Annotated in this window: 15 protein-coding genes; 9 read left to right on the forward strand and 6 right to left on the reverse strand. The window is 69.2% G+C overall.

What is annotated here, in order from left to right:
* Positions 1–2: 2 nt before the first annotated feature.
* The 4 genes from E6C76_RS18775 to E6C76_RS18790 all read right to left on the reverse strand — a co-directional run bounded on the left by E6C76_RS18775 (position 3) and on the right by E6C76_RS18790 (position 5,308).
* Positions 3–1,589, reverse strand: a complete 1,587-nt coding sequence (locus tag E6C76_RS18775) for a sensor domain-containing diguanylate cyclase (protein ID WP_211090290.1) — start codon at positions 1,587–1,589, stop codon at positions 3–5.
* Positions 1,590–1,647: 58 nt separating this feature from the next.
* Positions 1,648–3,003, reverse strand: coding sequence for an amino-acid N-acetyltransferase (gene argA / locus E6C76_RS18780; protein ID WP_211090291.1), 1,356 nt, complete (start codon positions 3,001–3,003; stop codon positions 1,648–1,650).
* A gap of 61 nt (positions 3,004–3,064) precedes the next feature.
* Complete coding sequence (gene pap, locus E6C76_RS18785; RefSeq protein ID WP_136349786.1) at positions 3,065–4,549, reverse strand: polyphosphate:AMP phosphotransferase; 1,485 nt, start codon at positions 4,547–4,549, stop codon at positions 3,065–3,067.
* A 30-nt stretch (positions 4,550–4,579) separates the two neighbouring features.
* Positions 4,580–5,308 carry a 16S rRNA (uracil(1498)-N(3))-methyltransferase gene (locus tag E6C76_RS18790; protein WP_136349787.1) on the reverse strand — a complete coding sequence of 243 codons (729 nt, stop codon included), beginning with the start codon at positions 5,306–5,308 and terminating at the stop codon, positions 4,580–4,582.
* 107 nt (positions 5,309–5,415) lie between these two features.
* Between E6C76_RS18790 and E6C76_RS18795 the strand changes: the two genes are divergently transcribed.
* A complete protein-coding gene (locus E6C76_RS18795) occupies positions 5,416–6,225 on the forward strand; it encodes an inositol monophosphatase family protein (protein WP_136349788.1) in 810 nt (269 codons plus the stop codon).
* Here E6C76_RS18795 and E6C76_RS18800 read toward each other — a convergent pair.
* The gene (locus tag E6C76_RS18800) at positions 6,209–7,090 is read right to left on the reverse strand and encodes an alpha/beta hydrolase family protein (protein WP_136349789.1); all 882 of its coding nucleotides are present in this window, start codon (positions 7,088–7,090) and stop codon (positions 6,209–6,211) included. The genes E6C76_RS18795 and E6C76_RS18800 overlap by 17 nt on opposite strands.
* A 77-nt stretch (positions 7,091–7,167) precedes the next feature.
* On the opposite strand from E6C76_RS18800, the gene E6C76_RS18805 reads away from it, so the two are divergent.
* From E6C76_RS18805 to E6C76_RS22120, 6 genes are all read left to right on the forward strand, one after another.
* A complete protein-coding gene (locus tag E6C76_RS18805) occupies positions 7,168–7,746 on the forward strand; it encodes a TetR/AcrR family transcriptional regulator (protein WP_136349790.1) in 579 nt (192 codons plus the stop codon).
* 53 nt (positions 7,747–7,799) lie between these two features.
* The gene (locus tag E6C76_RS18810; protein ID WP_136349791.1) at positions 7,800–8,063 is read left to right on the forward strand and encodes a hypothetical protein; all 264 of its coding nucleotides are present in this window, start codon (positions 7,800–7,802) and stop codon (positions 8,061–8,063) included.
* Positions 8,064–8,085: 22 nt separating this feature from the next.
* The gene (locus E6C76_RS18815) at positions 8,086–8,961 is read left to right on the forward strand and encodes a phosphoribulokinase (protein WP_136349792.1); all 876 of its coding nucleotides are present in this window, start codon (positions 8,086–8,088) and stop codon (positions 8,959–8,961) included.
* 108 nt (positions 8,962–9,069) lie between these two features.
* Entirely contained in the window at positions 9,070–11,181 is a 2,112-nt protein-coding gene (gene tkt / locus E6C76_RS18820; RefSeq protein WP_136349793.1) for a transketolase, read from the forward strand.
* Between the two features lie 39 nt (positions 11,182–11,220).
* Positions 11,221–12,249 (forward strand): type I glyceraldehyde-3-phosphate dehydrogenase, encoded by a 1,029-nt coding sequence (gene gap / locus E6C76_RS18825; RefSeq protein WP_136349794.1) that lies wholly within the window; start codon positions 11,221–11,223, stop codon positions 12,247–12,249.
* 133 nt (positions 12,250–12,382) lie between these two features.
* On the forward strand, positions 12,383–12,538 hold the full coding sequence (locus tag E6C76_RS22120; RefSeq protein ID WP_168734382.1) for a hypothetical protein: 156 nt from the start codon (positions 12,383–12,385) through the stop codon (positions 12,536–12,538).
* 124 nt (positions 12,539–12,662) lie between these two features.
* On the opposite strand, the gene E6C76_RS18830 is transcribed toward E6C76_RS22120, so the two are convergent.
* Positions 12,663–22,370, reverse strand: coding sequence for an autotransporter-associated beta strand repeat-containing protein (locus tag E6C76_RS18830; protein WP_136349795.1), 9,708 nt, complete (start codon positions 22,368–22,370; stop codon positions 12,663–12,665).
* Positions 22,371–22,613: 243 nt separating this feature from the next.
* On the opposite strand from E6C76_RS18830, the gene E6C76_RS18835 reads away from it, so the two are divergent.
* The gene (locus E6C76_RS18835; protein WP_168734383.1) at positions 22,614–23,384 is read left to right on the forward strand and encodes a helix-turn-helix domain-containing protein; all 771 of its coding nucleotides are present in this window, start codon (positions 22,614–22,616) and stop codon (positions 23,382–23,384) included.
* A 359-nt stretch (positions 23,385–23,743) separates the two neighbouring features.
* Entirely contained in the window at positions 23,744–24,814 is a 1,071-nt protein-coding gene (locus E6C76_RS18845) for a type I glyceraldehyde-3-phosphate dehydrogenase (RefSeq protein WP_211090292.1), read from the forward strand.
* Positions 24,815–24,822: the final 8 nt, after the last annotated feature.

The following is a 24,822-nucleotide window of genomic DNA, read 5'->3' on the forward strand; positions in this document are numbered from 1 at the left end:
CTTCAATCCTCTCCAGTATCGGGTTCTTCACGTGGGGGCTCCATTCTAGCGGATTCGCTGCACGCCCCCGCGCAGATCGACCAGCGGTTGCGCCCTTCGTTCTTGGAGCGGTACATCGCATGGTCGGCCGCCGCGATCAGGGCCTCACCGTCGCCGGCGTGGTCGGGGTAGAGCGCGATGCCCAGGCTGGCGGTCAGGTGTGCGGGCCGGCCGGCAAATTCGAAACGCAACGCGGCGACCCCCTCGACGATGCGCCGCGCCAGACCGATCAGGTCGTTTTCCTCGGCGTCCGGCACCAGCACGCCGAACTCGTCGCCGCCCAGGCGGAAGAACAGCTCGTTGCGCCGGATGATGCCGCCCACCTCGCGCGCCAGGGTCACCAGCACCTCGTCACCGGCCTGATGGCCGAAGGCGTCGTTGATCGGCTTGAAGCCGTCCAGGTCGATGGCCAGCAGGCCGACCCGGGTGCCATGGCGCTCGGCATCGGCGAGCAGGCGCTCCAGTTCCTCGTGGAAGCGCCGCCGGTTGAACAGATTGGTGAGCGGATCGCGCTCGGCCAGCGCCACCAGCTTGCGCGCGGTGTTGCGCTGCTCGGTGACGTCTTCGTAGATCCACACCCGGCCGATGCCGCGCCGCCCGCCGTGGCCGCCGCCGTCCTCCACCACGGCCGACACGTCGGTGACCACCCGGCCGTCCTTCATGTGGATCTCGAAGGGCTTGCTGACCTCCAGCGATTCGACCACCTGGCGGATGTGCGACAGATAGGCGTCCGGCGATTCCAGCAGCCCCACCACACGGCTCTCCAGCACCACGTCGCGCACGCCGATCAGGTTCTCGCCGGCCGGCAGGCGCCAGATGTCCAGCATGGCGCGGTTGTAGTACAGCACGCGATGGTCGCGGTCCATGAACAGGATGCCCAGGCGGATCACGTTGAGCAGCGCGGACAGGCGCTGGCGCTCGTCGTTGCTGCGCAGCAGGTAGTTCTCGCTGAGCGCCTGGGCGCGGCGCAGTTGCGCCACGGTTTCGAGCAGCTTGTATTCGGCCTCCTTGCGCCCCTGGATATCCTCTGCGGCCATGCGCAGGCCGCGCACCCGGCCGCCCGCGTCGCGCAGGGCGCGCCAGTGCGTGGCCACCCACAGTACCTTTCCGCCCTCGCGCGTCAGGCGCATCTCGAAATCCTCGCCGCGCCCGCTCTCCAGCACCTGGCGCATGCAGCGCTGGCAGTAGCGGCGGTCGGCATCGTGGACGAGGAATTCGACGAAGCCGGGGGCGGCCAGGCATTCCGCCGGCGTGCGCCCGGTCATGCGCTGCAGCGAGGGGCTGATCCATTCCAGACGCAGGGAGGTGTCGAACAGCGCTTCGAGTCCATGCACGCCCTCGACGACCTGGCGCAGCAGGTCCGTCTCGCAGCACGCCTCGTCCGCCGGCCGGCGCTTGCCCGAGGAGGCGAACACCGCCCAGCCGGCCAGCCCGCCCACCAGCCCGGCCACCGTGAACGGCGCCCAGGCCATCCCGCCGGCCAGCACCCACGCGCACAGCGCGGCGGCCGCGAGCGCGGCCAGGCCCGCCCACAGCCACCGCCGGCTCATGCCCTGCTCCTCCGCCAGCCACGCCGGAGGTCATGGAGCCGGGGCGGGGCGACGATGCTCATAACGTCTTGACGAAGACCTTGGAGCGGCGCTGGTAGTTGTACAGCTCGCGCTTGGCCCCCGGCAGCGCGTCGGGGCCGATTTCGCTGAAGCCGCGTTCGCGGAACCAGTGCGCGGTGCGCGTGGTGAGCACGAACAGGCGTTCCAGGCGCTGGGCGCGCGCGCGCCGTTCGATGCGCCGGAGCAACTGGTCGCCCAGCCCCGCGCGGCGGTACTCCGGGGTGACCGCCAGACAGGCCAGCTCGGCGGCGTTGTCCTCGGAGAACGGGTACAGCGCGGCGCAGCCCACCAGCACCCCATCGTGCTCGACCACGGTGAAGCGCCCGATCTCCTGCTCCAGCAGCTCGCGCCCGCGCCGCACCAGGGTGCCGTCGGCCTCCATCGGGCTGATCAGCGCGACCAGCGCGCCGACATCCTCCACGTTGGCCTCGCGCAGGCGGAACAGCGGCGCGCGCGAAACCACGGTGCCGACCCCGGCATGGGTGAAGAATTCGAGCAGCAGGGCGCCGTCGGTATCGCGGTCGATCAGGTGCACGCGGGACACGCCGCGGCGCACCGCACGGATCGCGCAGGGCAGGAAGAGATGCATGTCCTCGGTGAGCCCTTCGCCGGCATCCAGCATGCGCTCGGCCTCGTCGGCAGTCACCGAATCGACCAGCCGGCCTTCGGCGTCGAGCAGGCCGGGGGCGTCGCACAGATAGATCAGCTTTTCGGCCTTCACCGCCACGGCGACGGCCTCGGCCACCTCCTCCATGCACAGGTTGAAGATCTCGCCGGCCGGCGAGACCCCCAGCGGGGAGATCAGCACCACGTTCTGCTGGTCCAGATCGGCGTTGATCTCCTCGGCGATGATCTTGCGCACCGCGCCGGTGTACTGGAAATCGATGCCATCGACCACGCCCACCGGACGCGCGGTGAGGAAGTTGCCGCCGGTCACGCGCATGTAGCTGCCGGCCATCGGCGTATTGGGCAGGCCCTGGGAGAGCAGCGCCTCGACCTCGATGCGGGTGACCGCCATGGCCGCCTTGACGCACTCCAGCGCGGCCGCGTCGGTGACCCGCAGGCCGTTGTGGATGCGCGGCTCCAGCCCGCGGCGGCGCAGTTCGGCGTCGATCTGCGGGCGCGCGCCATGCACCAGCACCAGGCGGATGCCCAGCGCGGCGAGCAGGTTGCAGTCATAGGCCAGGCTCTGCGCGGAAGCGCCGCTGGCCACTTCACCGCCGAAGGCAATGACGAAGGTCTTGCCCCGGAAGGCGTGGATGTAGGGCGCCGCGCCGCGCACCCAGGCGACGAAGCTGGCGGTGGAGTCGGCCGCTTCGGCCGGCACGAGGGGTTGGGGAGATTCCGCGTTCAAGCAGGCACCGCTCTGGTTGGCAGGTTATCGAGGCCGCGGACGCGGCGGCGTCCGGGCCATTCTAGCTCAACGCCGCTTCCAGGCGCTCGCACACGGTGCGCAGAATCTTGATGCGCGCATACAGCTTGTTGTCCGCCTCCACCAGCGTCCACGGCGCGCGCTCGGTGCTGGTACGGTCCACCATGTCGCACACCGCCTTGGCGTAGTCGTCGGCCTTCTCGCGGTTGCGCCAGTCCTCGGCGGTGATCTTGAAGCGCTTGTGCGGCTCAGCCTCGCGCTCCTTGAAGCGCGCCAGCTGCTCGTCGGCGCTGATCGCCAGCCAGAACTTGACGACCACCGCACCGGCCTCGATCAGCTGGTCCTCGAAATCGTTGATCTCGGCATAGGCGCGCATCCAGTCGGCCTCCGAGCAGAACCCCTCGACGCGCTCGACCAGCACGCGGCCGTACCAGGAGCGGTCGAACACGGCGACCTTGCCCTGGCGCGGCAGGTTGCGCCAGAAACGCCACAGATACGGCTGGGCGCGCTCTTCCTCGGTGGGCGCGGCCACCGGATGCACGCGGAACTGGCGGGCATCGAGCGCGGCGGTGACGCGGCGGATCGCCCCGCCCTTGCCGGCCGCGTCGGCGCCCTCGAACACCAGCACCAGCGAATGCTTGCGGAAGGCCGCCGAACGGCACAGCAGGGCCAGGCGGCCCTGGTATTCCTCCAGCAGTTCGCCGTATTCCTTCTTGCCCAACGGCTGGTCCAGCACCAGGCTGTTGAGCAGGTTGCGCCCGTCCAGCAGCGGCGGCAGCGGCGCGGCGCTCTGGCGCACGGCCCAGCCGCGCTGCTCGGCATCCAGGCGCTTGCGCAGCGCGTCGAGCAGTGTGCGGCCGACGAACAGCGAACGGAAGCGTTCGTCCGAACCATCGACGATCAGCCACGGCGCCTCGCCGGTGCTGGTGTGGCGCAGCACGTGTTCGGCGGTCTCGCGGTAGCGGTCGTACAGGGCGTAGTACTTCCAGTCGCGCTCGGTGACCCGCCAGCGGGTCTTGGGGTTCTTTTCCAGCGCCTTCAGGCGGGCCTTCTGGCCGGCCTTGGAAAGGTGGAACCACAGCTTCACCAGCAGCACGCCCTCATGCACCAGCATCGCCTCGAAGCGCTGGATGCCGTCCAGGTGCTCTTCCAGCCTGGCGCGTTTCCAGTCACCGTGCGCGCGGGCATGGATGGCCTCGGAATACCAGTTGCCGAACAGCACGCCGATCTTGCCCTTGGGCGGCAGCGCGCGCCAGAAGCGCCACATGAAGGGGCGCTCGGCTTCTTCGGAAGAAGGCGCGTCGAACGCCCAGGCCTCGATGTGGCGCGGATCCATCCACTCGTTGAGCAGATTGACCGTCTCGCCCTTGCCGGCGCCGTCGATGCCGTTGATCAGCACCACCACGGCGAAGCGCTTCAGGTCGAGCAGATCGAACTGCGCATCGAGCAGCTTGGCGCGCAGCGCGGGCACGGCCTTGTCGTATTCCGCTTTCGGGGTTGCATGCCCCAGTTCCGCCGATTCGAACATCGCATTCCTCCAGTTTCCGGGCCGTCGGCCTCAGGCATCGCCCCACAGCGCCTGCAGGGCCGCCAGCGCGGCCAGCCCGGCGGTCTCGGTGCGCAGCACGCGCGGCCCCAGGCTCATCGCCTCGGCGCCGGCGCGCAGGCAGGCGGCGAGTTCGGCATCCGTCCACCCGCCTTCCGGCCCGACCATCAGCACCACGCGCTCGCCCGCCGCGGGCGGCGCCAGTTCGCGCGTGCGGCGGCCCCCGCCGGGCGCCAGCACCAGCTTGCGCACATCGTGCGCACCGGCCAGCCATGCCTCCAGCGGCTGGATGCCGGCCACTTCCGGCACGCGGTTGCGCCCGCTCTGCTCGCAGGCCGCCACGACCACCTGCCGCCAGTGCGCCACCCTCTTCGCGGCGCGCTCCCCGGCCAGGCGGATCACCGAGCGCTCGGCGGCCAGCGGCACCACGCCGGCCACGCCCAATTCGGTGGCCTTCTGCACGATCCAGTCCATCTTGTCGCCGCCGGCCAGGCCCTGCGCAAGCACCAGATCGAGCGGCGATTCGCGCTCCACCGCGCTGCGTTCCCCCAGCACGGCGAAGCATTGCCTGCCGCGCACGCTCAGACGCGCGGAGGTCTCGCCCCCACGGCCGTCGAACAGCACCAGCGGCTCCCCGTCGCGCAGGCGCAATACCCGAACCGCATGATGCGCAAGCGCCTCGGGCAGGGCGACTTCGCCCGCCGCGGGCAGCTCTTCGGGGAAAAAGAAGCGGGATATCATCGTGGTATTATAAGGACTTGTTCGCTCCCAGAAGGCCGCGCCACGCACCGGCCCGCCGCCTGCCCGCACGGGGTACGCCCCGTGCTCCGGTACAGGACACCCCAGAGATGCCGACCGCCTCACACCGCCTCGCCCGCGCACGGGCCCTGGAATCACTGGTACGCGACATCGCGCGCGAGGAAATCCTGCCGCGCTACCTGAAGTCCGCGCGCAACCGCAAGGCCGACGGCTCGCTGTTCACCGAGGCCGATCTGGAATCCCAGCGCCGCTTCACCGAGGCCCTGCCGCAACTGCTGTCCGGCCCGGTGCTCGGCGAGGAAATGACGCCCGAGGAGCAGGCCCGGCTATGGAGCCAGGGCCGGCGCGGCTTGTGGTGCATCGACCCGATCGACGGCACCACCAATTTCGCCAGCGGCATCCCCTTCTTCGCCGTTTCCATCGCCTATCTGGTCGACCACGAACCGCGCTTCGGCGTGGTGTACAACCCGGTCACCGACGAATCCTTTTATGCCGCGCAGGGCGCCGGGGCCTTCCTCAACGGCACCGAACTGCCGCTGCGCCCGGCCGCGGCCAGCCTGCGCGACGCGGTGGCCGGCGTGGATTTCAAGCGCATCAGCCACCACCTGGGCGACGAACTGGCGGTGCGCCCGCCCTACTATTCGCAGCGCAACTTCGGCTCCAGCGCGCTGGAATGGTGCTTCGTCGCCGCCGGCCGGCTCGACGTCTATCTGCACGGCGGGCAGATGCTGTGGGACTACGCTGCCGGCCGCCTGATCCTGGCCGAGGCGGGCGGCGAGGCCGCCGCGCTGGACGGCGGCTCGCTGATGGCCGGCCCGGCGGTCAAGCGCGGCGTGGTGGCGGCCTCCAGCCCCGCCCTGTTCGCCGAGTGGCGGGCCTGGCTCAAGGCCCATTCATAGGGCGTGCCGCCCGCGGCAGATCGGCGAACCATTCCAGCATGTCTCCCCAGAGCGGTTCGGCGGTCTGGCGGAAGTAGCCCATGTGCCCGACCTCGCCGCCGATCTGCGCGGGATCCAGGTCTTTCCGGGTCAACGGCGCATTGCGGTAAGCCTGGATGAAGGCGTCGCGCGATGTGGGTGTGGCCCAGGCGTCATCCAGCGCATTCACGGCGACGATCGGCGTGTGCACCGCCGCATAGTCCTGCTCGATCCCACGCATGGCGGGATCGTCGAAAAAGTAGTGGGGAAACTGGCACCAGTGCCGCCATTGCCGATAGACATCCACGGGCAGATCCTCGCCCAGACCCAGCATCCTCCATGGGCAATAGCCCTTCCACCACGTCAGCACCGGCAGCACGACCTTCCACATTGCCAGTACGCGCAGGCGCTCCCCCGGCGGCATGTAGCCATGCCAGCCGGCGCCGGTGCCGAAGATGCAGCAGCCCGCCACCTTGCGGTGATTGGGCAGCAGGCCGAAGGCATGCCCGCCATAGGAATGGCCGACCACGTACAGCGGCACGGCATCGTCCGCCATGGCGTCAACCGCCGCCGCCAGATCGAGCCGCGCCCAATCCAGGAAATCCATGCGGAAGCCCTTGAGGGAAGGCGGCCGCGACAGCCCGATGCCGCGGTAGTCGAGCGTCAGGGTCTCGAATCCACGGTCGCCGACGAACAAGGCGAAGCGTTTGTAGAACCCCTGCGGAACGGCCGTCGCGCCCGCGACCACCACCCGCCCCTTCAGCGGAGCACGGGCGGGGTAGCGGGTTGCGCCAAGGGCATATCCATCGGCGGCGACAAGGCGCACAGAGAGGGTATCGGCGGTCACGGGGCACTCTTTTATAACGGTCGTAATAGAAAAAACAGCGTAAACTAAGACGACTGTCTTAACAAGAACACGCCGCGATGAGCCCCCGTCAATCCGATACCCGCCAGCGCGTGGTCGCGGCCGCCGCCGAGATGCTGGCACGGCACGGCCTCAATGCCACCAGTATTCGCGAGATGGCCAAACGCGCCGACGCACCGCTGGGCTCGACCTACCATTACTTTCCCGGCGGCAAGCAGCAGGTCGTCGTCGAAGCCGTGCAACTCGCTGGCGCCCGGATCGGTGCGAGCCTGGACCACCACCTGCCGGCCGGGGCCGACACGGGCCTGCGCAACTTCCTGGCAATGTGGCGGGACATCCTGCTGCGCTCCGATTTCCGCATCGGCTGCCCGGTGCTGGCAGTGGCGGCCGAGGAACCCATCGACGACAGCGCGGCAGAGGCCCTGGAGGCTGCCGCGCAGGTCTTCCGCGGCTGGGAGGGCCAACTCGCCGCGGCACTGGAAAAGCAGGGCCGCTCCCCCGCAGCGGCGGCAGGGCTGGCCACCCTGATCATCGCCGGCCTGGAAGGCGCCATCGTGCTGTGCCGCGCCCAGCGCAGCATCGAACCATTCGACAAGGTCGCGGAACGGCTCGAATGGCTGGTTTCTTCGCACGCGTGATCTCCCCAGGCACGCTATCATTCCCGCCATATTCCGCCATCGCATCCGTCCCCATGGACCAATCCGCCACCGAACCGCAGGCCGAGCGCCGCAAGTACCACCACGTGCGCGAGATCTTCGACGAAGCCTACGAAGTGATCGCTCCCTTCTTCGCCCGGGAGAACCGCTGGGGCAACGCCACGCTGGACCACCTGGCCTACCGCGTGGTGCGCGACCGCTACCCCGAACTGTCCTTCGAGGAAGTGCATGTGCTGGTGGTGGCATCCAAGCGGGTGTACACCGAGCTGCGCCCGGAAGGCGCGGCCAGCGGCGGCTGACCGGCCACGAGGCCCATCCATCATGTCGATGAAACACCCCATCATCGCGGTCACCGGCTCCTCCGGCGCCGGCACCACCACGGTCAAGCACACCTTCGAGGCCATCTTCCACCGCGAGAACGTCAATGCGGCCATCGTCGAGGGCGACAGCTTCCACCGCTACACCCGCGACGAGATGAAACGCCAGATCGAAGAGGCCGAGGCGCGCGGCGAACGCGGCGCCAGCCACTTCGGCCCCGAGGCCAACCTGTTCGAGGATCTCGAGCACCTGTTCCGCGCCTACGGCGAATCGGCCACCGGGCGGCGGCGCTGGTACATCCACAACGAAGAGCAGTCGATGCGCCGCAACCTGCCGATGGGCACCTTCACCGAATGGGAAGACCTGCCGGTGGGCACCGACTGCCTGTTCTACGAAGGCCTGCACGGCGCGGTGCAGACCGACACGGTGGACGTGGCCCGCCACGTGGACCTGCTGATCGGCGTGGTGCCGACCATCAACCTGGAGTGGATCCAGAAGATCCACCGCGACACCCGGGTGCGCGGCTATTCCAAGGAAGCGGTGCAGGACACCATCCTGCGCCGCATGCACGACTACGTGCATTACATCGTCCCGCAGTTCTCGCGCACCCACATCAACTTCCAGCGCGTGCCGGTGGTGGACACCTCCAATCCGTTCATCGCGCGCGACGTGCCCACGCTGGAGGAGTCCATGGTGGTGATCCGCTTCAAGGATCCGCGCGGCGTGGACTTTCCCTATCTGCTGACGATGATCGACGGCGCCTTCATGAGCCGCGCCAACACCATCGTAATCCCCGGCGGACGGCTCGACCTGGCCATGCAACTGATCCTCACCCCGCTGATCTGGAAGCTGATGGAACACCGCCGGCAGGCAGTGTAGCCCGCAGCGTGCGCGCCTCCGCAGTGCAGCACGCGCTATCAACCAGGGCGTTTTTTCAGCGATAATTACGGTTTTTCCAGCCGCCGGCGGCGGCTTTCCGAGGAAACCATGTCGCTGTCCAGAAACGTGAGTCACTCCGACCTGAAGGTCGGAACCTCCTCGCCACAAACCAGTGGAGCCTCCGGCTCCGCCCAGGCTGGTCTCGCTGTCGCGAGACGCGTGGTCAAGCCCCCGGTTTTCAACGAGCTCACCGGCGCCATCCGCGCGCTGGCCATGGACGCCGTGCAGCAGGCCAACTCCGGCCACCCCGGCGCGCCGCTGGGCATGGCCGAGATCGCCGAGGTGCTGTGGCGGCACCACCTGAAGCACAACCCGGCCAACCCGCAATGGGCCGACCGCGACCGCTTCGTGCTCAGCAACGGCCACGGCTCCATGCTGATCTACGCGCTGCTGCACCTCACCGGCTACGACCTGCCCATCGAGGAAATCAAGCGCTTCCGCCAACTGCACAGCAAGACCCCCGGCCACCCGGAATACGGCTACACCCCCGGCGTGGAAACCACCACCGGCCCGCTCGGCCAGGGCATCACCAACGCGGTGGGCATGGCGCTGGCCGAAAAGGTGCTGGCCGCCGAATTCAACCGTCCCGGCCATGACCTCGTCGACCACCGCACCTGGGTGTTCCTCGGCGACGGCTGCCTGATGGAAGGCATCAGCCACGAAGCCTGCTCGCTGGCCGGCACCTGGGGCCTGGGCAAGCTCACCGCCTTCTACGACGACAACGACATCTCCATCGACGGCCACGTCTCGGGCTGGTTCACCGACGACACCCCGAAACGCTTCGAAGCCTACGGCTGGCAGGTCATCCGCGACGTGCAGGGCCACGACCCGGCGGCCATCGAAGCCGCCATCCAGCAGGCCATCGCCAACACCGCGCAGCCCACGCTGATCTGCTGCAAGACCGTGATCGGCGCCGGCAGCCCCAACAAGCAGGGCGGCCACGACGTACACGGCGCCCCGCTGGGCGCGGCGGAAATCGCCGCCACGCGCGAGCACATCGGCTGGCCGCACGCCCCCTTCGAAATCCCCGCCCACGTCTATGCGGCCTGGAACGCGCGCGAACAAGGCGCCGCAGCGGAAGCCGAATGGAACGCCCGCCTTGCCGCCTACCGCGCTGCCTTCCCCGAGCAGGCCGCCGAGTTCGAGCGCCGCATGGCCGGCAAGCTGCCGGCGGACTGGAGCGCCCACGTGGAAGCAGTGCTCGCCAAGGTCGTCGACAAGGCCGAAACCATCGCCACCCGCAAGGCCAGCCAGAACAGCATCGAAGCCTTCGCGCCCAAGCTGCCGGAACTGCTCGGCGGCTCGGCGGACCTCGCCGGCTCCAACCTCACCCTGTGGTCGGGCGCCAAGGGAGTCAGCCGCGACAGCGGCGGCAACTACGTGTATTACGGCGTGCGCGAATTCGGCATGGCCGCCATCGCCAACGGCGTGGCGCTGCACGGCGGGCTGATCCCCTACACCGCCACCTTCCTGATGTTCAGCGAGTACGCGCGCAACGCCCTGCGCATGGCCGCGCTGATGAAGATCCGCCAGGTCTTCGTGTTCACCCACGACTCCATCGGCCTGGGCGAGGACGGCCCCACCCACCAGCCGGTGGAACAGACCGCCACCCTGCGCCTGATCCCCAACATGGACGTCTGGCGCCCCTGCGACACGGTGGAATCCGCCGTGGCCTGGGCGCACGCCATCGAACGCCAGGACGGCCCCAGCAGTCTGTGCTTCTCGCGCCAGAACCTGCCCTTCCAGACCCGCAGCGCGGAACAGATCGCCGCCATCCGCAAGGGCGCCTACGTGCTCTCGGAAGCCCAGGGCGGCAAGCCGCAGGCGGTGATTCTCGCCACCGGCTCGGAAGTCGCGCTCGCCATCGCCGCGCAGAAGGCGCTGGCCGAATCCGGCATCGCCGTGCGCGTGGTCTCCGTGCCCAGCACCAACGTCTTCGAACGCCAGGACGCCGCCTGGAAGGCTGCCGTGCTGCCGGCCGGCGTGCCGCGCGTGGCGGTGGAAGCCGGGGTCACCGACGGCTGGTACAAGTACGTCGGCCTCGAAGGCCGGGTGATCGGCCTGGACCGCTTCGGCGAATCCGCCCCGGCCGGCGAACTGTTCAAGGAATTCGGCATCACCACGGACGCGGTGGTGGACGCCGTCAAGGCCGTGCTGTAAGCCCCATGCAAAGAATTCGCTGAGAGGAGAGAACCCCCCATGTCCATCAAGGTTGCCATCAACGGTTTCGGCCGCATCGGCCGCTGTACCCTGCGCGCCATCTACGAACAGGGCCTGCAGAACGAACTGGAAGTCGTCGCCATCAACGCCTCCGGCGATCTGGCCACCAACGCCCACCTGCTGAAGTACGACACCACCCACGGCCGCTTCGCCACGCCGGTGGAAACCGAGGGCGAGAACGTTATCATCATCGACGGCAAGAAGATCCCCTTCTACTCCACCAAGGACCCGAAGGGCGTCAACTGGGCCACCCACGGCGTGGACGTGCTGCTCGAATGCACCGGCGCCTACACCACCAAGGCCAAGGCCCAGGCCCTGCTGGAACAGGGCGCCAAGCGCGTGCTGATCTCCGCGCCGGGCGGCGACGACGTGGACACCACCATCGTCATGGGCGTCAATGAAGGCGCGCTGAAGGCCGATTACACCGTGGTCTCCAACGCCTCCTGCACCACCAACTGCCTGGCCCCGGTGGCCAAGATCCTGGCCGACAGCGTGGGCATCAAGCAGGGCCTGATGACCACCATCCACGCCTACACCAACGACCAGGTCACCGTGGACGTGCGCCACAAGGACCTGCGCCGCGCGCGCGCCGCCGCCGCCAACATCATCCCCACCAAGACCGGCGCCGCCAAGGCCGTCGGCCTGGTGCTGCCGCAACTGGTCGGCAAGGTGGACGGCTTCGCCCTGCGCGTGCCGACCATCAACGTCTCGCTGGTGGACCTCACCTTCACCGCCGAGCGCACCACCACCAAGGAAGAGATCAACGAACTCATGACCGCCGCCGCCAACGGCCCGCTCAAGGGCATCCTGGCGGTGAACACCGAGCCGCTGGTGTCCTCCGACTTCAACCACACCACCGTGTCCTCCACCTTCGACGCCACCCAGACCCGCGTGATCAAGGGCGAGGACGGCTCGGTGCTGGTCAAGGTGCTGGCCTGGTACGACAACGAATGGGGCTACTCCTGCCGCATGCTGGACGCCGCGCGCGCCTGGATGGCGGCCAAGTAATCCCGCCCCGCCATTCGACAGAAAGCCCGCCCGGCTCCGGCCCGGCGGGCTTTTTCTTTCATGCCGCCGCAAACCGGCAGCGTGTTTGAATTTCCCCTGGACAGCTCCTACACTCGCGGGAAAGGAGATCGCCATGGCCGAAAATATCGAAAATCTGATTCTGGAACATCTGAAGAAGATCCAGACTGAACTCGCCGCGATCCGTCAGGACAACAGCGAAATCAAGTCGCGTCTGTCGGGTCTGGAAACCGGCATTGCCCGGATCGCCCGCGACGAGTCGGCCAACTAGGCGGAAATCGTCTCCGATCGTCATGCAGTGGATCGCCTCAAGGAACGCGTGGAACGGCTCGAAAGGCGCCTTGAGCTGACCTGAACGCACCCGCGCCGGCAGGCGCAATTCAGCCCTCTCCCCCTCACCACCTCCACCGCAGGGTTGCCGCCAGCGCATGCTCGCGGTCCGTCGCGGCGAACTCGCCCCGGTAGCCCACGTCCAGCCGCGCCTTGCCGCCGGTCCAGGCGGTCAGATCCAGGCCCAGCAGCAGCCGATCGCGCTCGCGCTTCGGGCCCGCCACCTGGAAGTCGGCCGCCCCCGCCACGCTGGCGAAGCCCGCGCGCACCCGGTGGCGGCGATCGCCGAAGTCGTGCGCCCAGCCCGCTTCCACTGCCGGCCGCAGCCGCGCGCGCGCCCACTGGTAACGCACGCCCAGCGTGGTGCGCACCGCGTTGTCCGTCTCCCGCTTCACCACCAGGCCCGCGTCGCCCGCGCCCCGTTCGGTAAAGCCTTCGCGCGCGAGGCGCTGCGCCTGCACACCCGCGTAGGGCGTCCAGGTGTTGCGCCCGTGGGCCCGCGGCAGACCGCCTTCGACGGACAGCGCGGCGCTGTGGGCGTGGTAGCCCGCCTTGGCGCGCACGCCGAACAGGGGCAGCGCGCGGTGCGTATCGAGCCGGTGGCGGCCCAGGCTCAGGCTGGCGTCCAGGTAGGCGCCGTCCTGCGGCTGGAGGCGGGCGTAGGCGGCCAGTTGCCAGCTTTCCAGATCCACCGTGCCATAGGCCGCCCGCGCCTCGCCCGTGCCGTGCGCCAGGGCCAGGCCGGCACGCAGCGCGTCGCCGAAGCCGCGGTCCGCGCCCACGGCCACGCCACCGCTGCGGGTGTCGGCGCCGCCGGCATTGCGGTCGCCGTCGATGCGGCCGTCGCCGCCCAGTACGCGCACCCAGAAGCCGTCGCGCGCGCCCTGCTCTTCATCGAGCAGCCCGGCGAGCACCCCGCCGGCCGAGGCGAGCTTCACCCCGGCCAGGGTGTGGGCGGCGCCGCGGATGGTGCCGCCGGCCCCGTGCAGGCGCTGGCCCACCAGGCCGTGCAACTGGCGCATGCCGGAGAAGACCAGCGTGGGGACGAAGGCGTGCGCCGCGCCGGAAAGCTGCTCGAAGGCCGGGCCGGTCTGGGCGTGGGCGAGGTTGAGCGCGCGGTCGTACACCGCGTTGCCCGCGCCCAGCTTGAAGGCAGCGTCGGCCACCGCGCACTGGTTGGCACCCATGCCGGGCAGGCAGAAGGTGGCGGTGGGCGCCGCGCTGGTCAGCCAGTAGTCGGTGCCGTCCCAGCCGGCGGTGAAGTCCAGGTAGGCGAAATCGTCGGTGACGGTCTGGCTGCCGCCCACCGTCAGGCCGCCTGCGGCCTGGGCGATGGTGTAGCGCAGGCCGGCGGCGTAGGTGCTGCCGTCGTCCGAACCGTTCTCGGGAGTCACGTGGATCAGCGCGCCGTTTTCGAAGGTGGCCGTGCCGGTGGCCGCGATCAGGTCGTTGTGGGTGCCGGCGGTGTGGCCGCCTTCCTTGAGTTCCACGGTGTAGGTGGCACCGGTCGCCAGGGTCCAGCCGCCATTCACGGCCAGCGTGCCGATGCTGTTGCCCGGCGCGATGCGCCCGCCGCTTTGCACCATGGCGCCGCCCACGGTTCCGCTGCCGCCCAGCGTGGCGCCGGATTGCACCGTCACCGCCGAAGCGGCGATGGCGCCATTGACCACCAGCGTGCCTTCATTCACCGTCGTCGCGCCGGTGTAGCTGTTGCCGCCGGCCAGCACCAAGGTCCCCGCCTCGGTCTTGACGATGCCGCCCGTGCCTGCGATCTGCGCGGCGATGGTCGCGCTGCCGGCCAGCACGCGGATTTCGCTGCCGGCGGCATCGGTGACCAGTTCGCCGCTGCCTTGCAGCGTGTAGCCCTCATCGACGAACTGGAGGCCCTTGAAGCCCTGCGCGCCCTCCACGTCGATGACGCCGCCGTCGAAGCCGCCCGGCGCGTTCTTGAACACCGCGTGGTGGCCGGCCCAGGCCGCCGGTGCGTCGCCGCCGGCATTCAGCCACTGCGTGCTCGCCGCATTCCAGGTGCCATTGCCGCCTTGCCAGTGCTGCAAGGCATCGTCGCCCAGCACCGCCGCCGTGTCGATGAACAGATCGACCCGGCCGGAACCGGCCTGCAACTCGTACGCCACGTCCGTCAAACCCGGCGTGGTGCCGAGGGTGGCGGTGTTGCTGGTCAGCACGCCGCCGTAGGTGATGAGGCGGTAGTAGCCGATGCCTGCGGTGCCGTCGGCCGCATCGCTGCTTTGCGCCAGGTTCACCGTGCCGTCGAAGGCCAGGTCGCCCGTCACATCGATGCGGTCGCTGGTGCCGGGCACGGTGCTGGATGCGCCGGGGCTGCCCAGCTCGAAGTCGGTGATCGAACCGGCGTTCAGCGTCAGGTTGCCCGCCACGTTCAGCGTGCCGATCGAATTGCCCGGCGCCAGCGTGCCGCCGCTTTGCACCGTGGTGCTGCCCACGGTGCCGCTGCCGCCCAGCGTGCCGCCGTTCTGTACCGTCACCGCCGCATTGGCGAGGGAGCCGTTGACCGCCAGCGTGCCGGCCTCCACCGTCCAGCTGCCGGTAGCGGCGGTGCTGCCGGTGAGCGTCCAGGTGGCGGCGCCGCGCTTGGCGTGGGTGGCGAAACCGGCGAAGTCGGCGGCGAGCGATGAAAGATTGAAGCTGGCGTCGGTCGCGCCGCCGAGCGCCAGCACGTTGTTGCTGCCGGCAACCGAAATGCCGCCGGAGAAGCTCCAGCCGCTGCGCAGTTCCAGCGTGTTGTCGTTGCCGTTGATCTCCACGGCCTTGCCCTGCGTGCTGCCCGCGCCGCCGGCGATGAGGCCGGCGTTGATCACGCTGGCGCCATCGGCATCCACCCGCAGGCCGGTGCCACCCGTACCGGCATCGCCGGCGGTACCGGGGACGGGGGAGCCATCCGTTCCCACCGCCCCCCCTGCCCCTCCGTCACCCCCGTCTCCGCCGGTGATGCTGCCCAGGTTGATGAACTGGCCGGCGCCGGTCATGTGCAGGCCGTGGCCGCCACTGCCGCCATGGCCGCCATGGCCGCCGCCTTGGGCCCCAACGCCGTTGCTGCCGATGCCGCCAGCCTCGCCAGCCCCACCCGTACCACCCTTGCCGCCGATCATCGTGCCGTCGTTGGTGAGCGGGCCGGCGCCGGCCAGTTCCACGGCGCTGCCGCCCTGACCCCCGGCGCCGCCCGCGCCGCCGGGGCCTTGGTACCGATCAATGACGGGGGGGAGTGGGGGCGCCCCGGCGCTACCGTTGCCGCCGGTACCGCCGATGCCGCCGCGGAGGGTGCCCGTGTTGGCGAACTGGCCCGCTGCCTCGACCCGAACCCCGGCTCCGCCGAGGTTGCCGCTGCCGCCGTCGTTACCGGGCAGACCATTCCCATTGCCATCGAAGGCGAAGACCGGGGCGCCGGCGCTGCCCGCGCTTCCCGCCGTACCGCTGAGGTCGCCGGCGTTGTCCAGCGCGCCGCCGTGTTGCAGGGTGACGCTGTTGATAAGGCTGACGCCGCCGGCGATTCGCAGGGTCGCGTCCATGTCGGCGCTGTCATCCACCGTGACCGCGCCCGTGCCCAGCGCGCCGTCGTGGTTCGCCACCAGCGTGCCCCCGTTCACCGTGGTCGCGCCGGTGTAGGTGTTGTTGCCGGTCAGCACCAGCGTGCCCGCCTCGGTCTTGGTCAGGCTGCCGGTGCCGGTGATGGCGGTGGCGATCGTGGCGCTGTCGGCCAGCACGCGGATTTCGCTGCCAGCGGCATCCGTCAACAGTTGGCCGGAGCCTTGCAGCGAGTAGCCGTCATCGACGAACTGGAGGCCCTTGAAGCCCTGCGCGCCTTCCACGTCGATGACGCCGCCATCGAAGCCGCCCGGCGCGCTCTTGAACACGGCGTGATTGCCGGCCCAGGCCGCGGGTGTGGTGCCGCCGGCATTCAGCCACTGCGTGCTCGCCGCATTCCAGGTGCCGTCACCGCCTTGCCAGTGCTGCAAGGCATCGTCGCCCAGCACCGCCGCCGTGTCGATGAACAGATCGACCCGGCCGCTGCCAGCCTGCAATTCATACTCCACACCAGTCGGCGCTGCCGGCGTGGTGCCGAGGGTGGCGGTGCTGCTGGTCAGCACGCCGCCGTAGCTGATGAGGCGGTAGTAGCCGATGCCTGCGGTGCCGTCAGCCGCATCGCTGCTTTGCGCCAGGTTCACCGTGCCGTCGAACGACAAATCACCCGCCACCACGATGCGGTCGCTCTTGCCCGAGGCCGGATCGGCGGCCATGCCGGGGCTGCCCAGCTCGAAGTCGAGGAAGGAGCCCGAGGACAAGATGAGGTCGCCTGCCACGTTGAGCGTGCCGATGGAATTGCCCGCCGCCAGCGTGCCGCCGCTTTCCACCGTGGTGCCGCCCACCGTGCCGCTGCCGCCCAGCGTGGCGCCGGACTGCACCGTCACCGCCGAATCCGCAATCGAGCCATTGACCACCAGCTTGCCGGCTTCCACCGTGGTGGAGCCGGAGATGTTGCTGTTGCCGGTGAGCGTCAGCGTGCCCGTGCCGCGCTGGATGAGCGATCCCATGGCGGTAGCGGTGTCCTCGGTGATGTCTTGGCTGAACACGACATCATCGCTGCGGTTGAACGCCAATGTGCCCATGCCATCGGCAAAAAAGATGGTCCCGCCGCCGAGGCTGCCCGTCGTGCCGCCGTTGCCGACTTGCAGCGTGCCGCCACTGTGAAAGCGCGTTTGCCCCGTGTAGCTGTTGTTGCCGGTCACGGTCAGCGCGCCATTGCCCTCCTGTACCAGCCGGCCCGCGCCGCTGATAGCACCGCCGAAGGTCAATGCGTCGCTGCGGTTGAAGGCCAGCGTGCCGTCGTTCACCACGTCGCCGACGATGCTGCCGCTCGTGCCGCCGTCGCCGACTTGCAGCGTGCCCGCATGGATGGCCGTGCCGCCGCTGTAGGTATTGCTGCCGGTCAGCACCAGCGTGCCCGCCTCGGTCTTGGTGAGCCCGCCGGTGCCGGTGATGGCGGTGGCAATCGTGGCGCTGCCGGCCAGCACACGGATTTCGCTGCCGGCGGCATCCGTCACCAGTTGGCCGGAGCCTTGCAGCGAGTAGCCGTCATCGACGAACTGGAGGCCCTTGAAGCCCTGCGCGCCTTCCACGTCGATGACGCCGCCATCGAAGCCGCCCGGCGCGCTCTTGAACACGGCGTGATTGCCGGCCCAGGCCGCGGGTGTGGTGCCGCCGGCATTCAGCCACTGCGTGCTCGCCGCATTCCAGGTGCCGTCACCGCCTTGCCAGTGCTGCAAGGCATCGTCGCCCAGCACCGCCGCCGCGTCGATGAACAGATCGACCCGGCCGGAACCGGCCTGCAACTCGTACTCCACGTCCGTCAAACCCAGCGTGGTGCCGAGGGTGGCGGTGTTGCTGGTCAGGCTGCCGCCGTAGGTGATGAGGCGGTAGTAGCCGATGCCCGCCGTGCCGTCCGCCGGGTCGCTGCTTTGCGACAGGTTCACCGTGCCATTGAAGGCCAGGTCGCCCGTGACGGCGATGCGGTCGCTGGTGCCGGGCGCGGCGCTCGATGCACCGGGGCTGCCCAGCTCGAATTCGGTGATGGAACCGGCATTGAGCACCAGATCGCCATTCACGTTCAGTGTGCCCACCGAGTTGCCCGGCGACAGGATGCCGCCGCTTTCCACCGTGGTGCTGCCCACGGTGCCGCTGCCACCCAGCGTGGCACCATGCCGTACCGTGGTCAGCGACGATGCGGCGATGGAGCCATCCACTACCAACGTACCGCCATTCACGGTGGTTGCGCCGCGGTGTTCGTTGCTGCCGGAAAGAGTGAAGACGCCGGTGCCGGTCTTGGTCAGGTTGCCGTAACCGACGATGCTGCCGGAGAAGGCGGTGCTGGTGTCGTTGCCGCCGGTGGTGAGCGTGGCCGACGCAGCGTCCAGTTGCACCTGCCCGGAGCCGGCCAGCGAGCCCAGGGCCTGGCTCGTTGACGTAACGATGCTGGCGCCCGCGTCGAGCGTATAGGCGCTGCTGGTGGAAAAAACGTTTTCGCCTCGGGGGGTTATTTGCGTGGCATTGCTGGTGAATCGGGTGGCGCCGGTGTGTCCCGTCATGTCGTCCACCAGAAAATAATCCTCCACATCGACGATCAGGCCGCCGCTGCCGCTGATCGGCCCGTGGAAGATGCCGAACGTCCCCGTCAGGGTGCCGCCGCCGTCGCCGATCACGATGTCCGATGAATAGTCGTACCAGTCCAGGCCCCTGAGCGTGCCGCCATCCAGCGTGAGCGTGCCGCTGCCGAGCGCGCGTTCGTTGAGGATCCCCAGCGTGCCGCTTCTTACCGTGAGCTTGCCGGTGTAGCCGCTGTTGTCGCCGGCCAGCACCAGGGTGCCGGCTTCGGTTTTTTCCAGGTCGTCGCTGCCGGCGATGCGGGCGGCGATGGTGGCGCTGCCGGCCAGCACACGGATTTCGCTGCCGGCGGCATCAGTGAGCAGCGTGCCCGTGCCGGCCAGCGTGTAGCCCTCATCGACGAACTGCAAACTCCTGAAGGATTGTTCACCCTCCACCGCAACCGTACCGCCGGTGAAGTCGGCGGCATCCTTGAAGATGGCGTGGTTGCCTGCCCAGGCCGCCGGCACCTCGCCATCCCGGTTCATCCACAGGGTGTCGGAAGCATTCCAGGTGCCGTCGCCGCCGCGCCAGTGCTGAAGCACATCGTCTCCGGCACTTCCGGGGGCGTTGACGAACAGATCCACGTAGCCGCTGCCGGCTTCGGCCAGGAGCTCATGGCGTTCCGGGGCGGTGCCGATGACCGCGGTGTTGCTGGTCAGGTTGCCGCCGTAGGTAAAGAGGCGGTAATAGCCGACACCGGCGTGGCCGTCGGCCGCGTGGTAGCTCTGCGTGAGATTCAGCGTGCCGCCCAGGGCCAGGTCGCCCGTCACGACAACTCGGTCGCCAATGCCCGCCGCCCTGTCGGCATCGGTGCCGGGTGCGCCCAACTGGAACTCGCTGATGGCGCCGGGCGCGAGCGTCAGGTTGCCATCAATCGTCAGCGTGCCAATGGCGTAGGCATTCGGCGCCAGCACGCCGCCGTCTTCCACCATGACGTTACCCACCGTGCCGGCGTGGCTCAGGGTACCGCCGCCTTCCACCGTGACGTTACCCGCCGTGCCGGTGCCGCTCAGCGTGCCGCCCCCTTGCACGAGGGCGTCGGAAGAAATGCTGCCATTCACACGCAGCTCGCCCAGGGCGACCGTGGTATCGCCGGTGTAGCTTGCGGCGCCGGACAATACCAGCCGGCCGTCGCCCAGCTTGGTCAGGCCGCCTGTGCCTTGCAGCGCGGCATCGATGCCGATCCCGTGGCCATTGCTGTCGATGAACGCGCCGCCACTGTGGATGAGGATTTCGCCGGGGTCGAAGCCGCGCAGGAAATCGGCCTGATCGCCGGTGGCCCGCAGGATGCCGCCGTCGAAGTTGATCTGGGCGGCGCTGCCGCTTGCCCGGATGCCGTTGGTGCCGGCCTCCACCCAGCCGGTTTCCAGCACGCCCCGGGAGCCGTCGGTGCCGTCGAGATTCAGCATGCCGTCGCCATCGCCGAAGTTCTGGCTGGTGAGATGGGTGCGCTGCGCCCGCACCAGGCCGCCGCCGTCCACCGTCAAGGCGCCCAGCCCGCGCACGCCGATGCGCAGGCCGTTGTCGCCGGTGATGTTCCAGAGCGATCCCGGTCCGGTGACGATGGCCTGGCCATTCACGCTGTCATAGGTGCCGAGGCTCGCGCTGGCGGTGCCGATCGCGGCACCGGCGCTTTCCACTTCGCCGCCGTCGGCGATGGTCAGCGTGCCGGCGCCGTTATAGCCGACAGAGATCGTGCCCATACTCGTCCACTTGGAGCCGCCGCCCGTGACGGTGACGGCGCCGCTGCCGACAGCGTGGCCGACGAGACTGCTGCCGCCGATGTAACTTCCCTGGGCGCTGTTCGTCCCGCTGTGAACCTGGCCGCCGTCGGCGATGGTCATCGTGCCGGTGCCACGGGAGCCGATGATCAGACTGTTGCTGGCGGAGTAAGTGGACTGGTTGCCGCCGGCATCCCTGCCCGTGACCGTGAGGCTGCCGGCAACTGCATCGCCCACATCGGTGAGGAAGCTTTCGACCCTGCCGCCGTTCTCGACGCGCAGGGTGCTGGTATCGCTGGCGTTGCCCTGGCTTCCAAGGTACACGCTGCCGGGTGCCCAGAAGCCGTTGCCTGCGACCGTCGCGCCATTGCTGCCGTTGATGTAGGCGCCGCCGACGTGCCGGACATCGCCGCCGTCCGCGATGCGCAGGTGACCTTCATCGACCTGGACGCGGCCGTTCGACAAGCTGGTGGCGCCCGTGAGCGTCAGCGTGCCGCCGCCGGTCTTGAAGACGTCGTAGCCTGCCGCGTCGATATCGCTGGACAGCGTGGCGTCGTTTTCGCCGTCCAAGGTGATCGAACCCAGAAAGCCGCTGCCGCCGATGTGGCCGATGAAGTTGTCGTTGAGGCCCGCGTGCAGCCCCAGCCTGTTGTCGCCGCCGGTGAAGAGGACGGCATGGCTGCGCGTCAGGCCATCGCCGCTCATGCCACCGGCGATGCTGCCGCCGATCATGTTGACGATGGTGAGATTGCCGCCGACGACGCCTTCGCTGCCCACGCCGAACAGACCTGCCGCACCGCCGTTGCCGCCCTGTATGACGCCTTCGTTGATCAAGGTCATGCCGTCGCCGGCAAACAGGCCCAGGCCGCCCTTGCCGGACTGGCCCGCAGCGGCGCCGTCACCCGCCGCGCCACCGTTGCCTCCCTGGATGACGCCCCCGTTGGTCAAAACGGTCATGTCGCCGTTGGCGAACAGGCCCGCGCCGCCGTCGCCGCCACTGCCGCCGCCACGGCCGTCCCCGTTCCCGTCGCCGCCCAGGCCACCGGCGCCGCCCGTCAAGACGGTCCCGCTGCCGATGCCGATGCTTGCTCCCGTCGAAGCCGCCACGGCCAATCCGGCGCCGCCGCCACCGCCGCCGCCGCCGTTGCCACCCGTGCCCCCGTGCCCACCCATGCCGCCAGTGAGATTGTGGCCGACCGTCAGCGTGCTGCCGGTATGGACCAGGCCCGCACCGCCGCCGCCACCTCCGCCGCCGCCACCGTCCCCGTCGCCGCCCCTGCCGCCGGCGCCGCCCGTCAAGTCAGCGTTGGTCGTCGCGGCGCTTGAAACCGCGCCATCGCCACCGCCACCGCCACCGCCACCGCCAGCCCACGTGCCGGAGTCGATTCCGGCTTCGCCTGGCATGCCCACGACACCGCCCGAGCCGCCATTGCCTCCGCTGCCATTGCTGTTACCGCCCGATCCCGCCGTGGCGGGTGTGTCGATCCGGTTGCCGCCGCCGCCGCCGCCACCGCCACTGCCACTGGTCGCGTCATCGCCTTTTGCGCCCGGCGCGCCGCCGCCGAAGCCGGTGCCGCTGCCAGCGCCGTTCAAGCCACCCGCAGCACCATTGGCATTGGTGTCCGAACCGTCGCTACCTGCGCCGCCGTTGCCGCCTACCCCAGCGGCATAAGAGGCGCCATTGCCTCCTGAGCCGCCAGCCCAGGCGGGGATGGGTGCTGATACCAGCGCGGTGCAAAGCAGCAGGGCCGCGGTAGCCGCCTTGCGCGAAGCGCCTTTGCCCCGGCCGCCCTTGCTGCGGGATCGGGCGGTTTCGGCCACGGCCTGCCACTGGCCGGTGCTGGAGTTGAAGACGGTTTTCCAGACGTGGTTCATGCGGGCCCCTTGTTTTCCGATCCGTTGGCATCCGGCGTCGCGATCGATCTGCCGATAAGGCGGGAGGATGGCGGCCTGCCCGCCGCCATGTTTTCCTCCGCCCGCGGGCGGCCCGATGCGGATACCACCCAAGCCGGGCAATGCTATGGAATCGGGGTGGGCGCACCTACCTGCCGATCAGCAGGTATTTGTCTATGCGGGTCTGGAAAATTTTTATACTCGCGGAAACACAGGGGGGAATTCATGGAGCCGGGAGTCGTCGAGCGCATTCACGCGCTGTGGGACGGGCTGGATGCGCTGGCGGCACGGGATGTGGACGGGGCCGTCACGCATCTGGCCGCCGGCCTGGCCGAGCTGGTGGGCGCGGGCAACGCGGTCTGGGTGGCGGGGGTGCGCATGCAGTCCCACGACCACCGCGACCCCCTGCGCGGCTGGCGGGCGCCGCTGTTCCACCATCTCAAGCCCCTGCCCGACTGGCTGCTCAACACGCGGGAAATCCAGCGGATGTGGGAGAAGCGGCGCATGGACCCGTCCTTTCTGCTGGGCGTGGCGAACACGGGCAAGTACCGCTGCTACAGCTTCCGCCGCAGCCTGCCGGAGGATTGGTTCCAGAGTCCTTACTACCGCCACTACTGGGAGCGGCTGGGCATCCACGACGTGGCGGTGGCCTGCTGCCCGGTGAATGCCCACGCGGAAGTGCATTACCTCTTTCACCGCACCGACGGCGCCGAACCCTACGGCCAGGGCGAACTCGACGCCCTGGGCACGGCCACGCGCGGCCTGCGCTGGTTCCACGCCCGCCTGCTGCTGAGCCACGGGCTGCCCGTGGCCGAGGCGCCGTTCACGCTGGCCGAGCGCAAGGTGCTGAAGGGCCTGCTGGGCGACGGCACGGAAAAGGAGATCGCCCAGGTGTGCGGCATGAGCCCCGCCACCGTGCACTACTATGCCGGCGAGATCTACCGCAAGCTGGGCGTACGGGGGCGGGCGGGGTTGATGAGCCTGTGGTTGCAGTGAATGGGGGCCGCGCCAGCAGTTTCTTGCTGCGCTGAAATGGCGTCATTTCTGCTACCAGCAAACCATGCGCGTGGTCATCGATACCAATGTTTTCGTGGGTGCCTGCATGGGCGTCGGTGCCTCGCGCGCCGTGGTGGAGGCCTGCCTGCAAGGGCGCTGCACGCCGCTCAATCGCCTGATCGACGAAATGACGACCTTGAGCCGAAACCCGCTTCAAGCTGCGCGCCGCACGCGGTGCCAGGCAGGAGGCGCGCGGACTGGAATTGCTGGCGAAGGCAGGCGGATAGAATCGCACTGCTCCCGCGGGCGCGGCCAACTCTGTAGAATTCCGCCTTTCCGTCTTTTGCCTGCCCGATTCCGTGCCCGGCTCCCGCCGCCCTCCCGACAGCCCCACCCGCATCGCCATCAACGGCTACGGCCGCATCGGCCGCTGCTTTCTGCGCGCGCTGCATGAATCGGCGTGGCGCGACCAGTTCCGCGTGGTGGCGATCAACGAGCCGGCGGACCTGGCGAGCATCGCCTACCTGACCCGTTTCGACTCCACCCACGGACGCTTTCCCGGTAAGGTGGAAGCCGCTGAAAACGCCCTGCTCATCGACGGCCAGACGATTGCCGTGACCCATGCCGACATCCCCGAGGCGGTCGATTGGGCGGCGCTGGAGGTGGATGTGGTGGTGGAGTGCTCCGGGCGTTACGGACAGCGCGGCGAACTGGAGCGCTTCCTGCAGGCCGGCGCGCCGCGCGTGCTGCTCTCCCACCCCGGCCACAGCGCCGAGGACGTGGATGCCACCGTGGTGTACGGCATCAACCACGAGGCGCTGAGCGGGGCGGAACGCATCGTCTCCAACGCCTCGTGCACCACCAACGCCTCGGTGCCGGTGCTCGCCGCGCTGGACGAGGCCTTCGGCCTGGAGCATGCGCTGCTCACCACGCTGCATTCGGCGATGAACGACCAGCCGCTGATCGACGGCTACCACCACGCCGACCTGCGCCGCACGCGCTCGGCCATGCAGTCGATCATCCCGGTATCCACCGGGCTGGCGCGCGGCATCGAGCGCCTGCTGCCGAACCTGGCCGGGCGCATCATCGCCAAGGCCATCCGCGTGCCCACGCACAACGTGTCGGCCATCGACATCGCGCTGACCACGCGGCGCGACGCCAGCGTGGAGGCGGTCAACCGCGTGCTGCGCGAACTGGCCGAACAGCGCTTTCCCGGCCTGCTCGCCTGGTCGGACGACCCGCACGCCTCCATCGATTTCAATCACGACCCGCATTCGGCCATCCTCGACACCAGCCAGACGCGCGCCAGCGGCACGCGGCTGGTCAGCGTGCTGCTGTGGTTCGACAACGAATGGGGTTTTGCCAGCCGCATGGTGGATACCCTGCGCCACTGGCAGGCGCGCCGCGGCGCGCACGCACCGACCGCCTGACCGAAGAA

It is taken from the genome of Pseudothauera nasutitermitis (assembly GCF_004801295.1).
Taxonomy (GTDB): domain Bacteria; phylum Pseudomonadota; class Gammaproteobacteria; order Burkholderiales; family Rhodocyclaceae; genus Pseudothauera; species Pseudothauera nasutitermitis.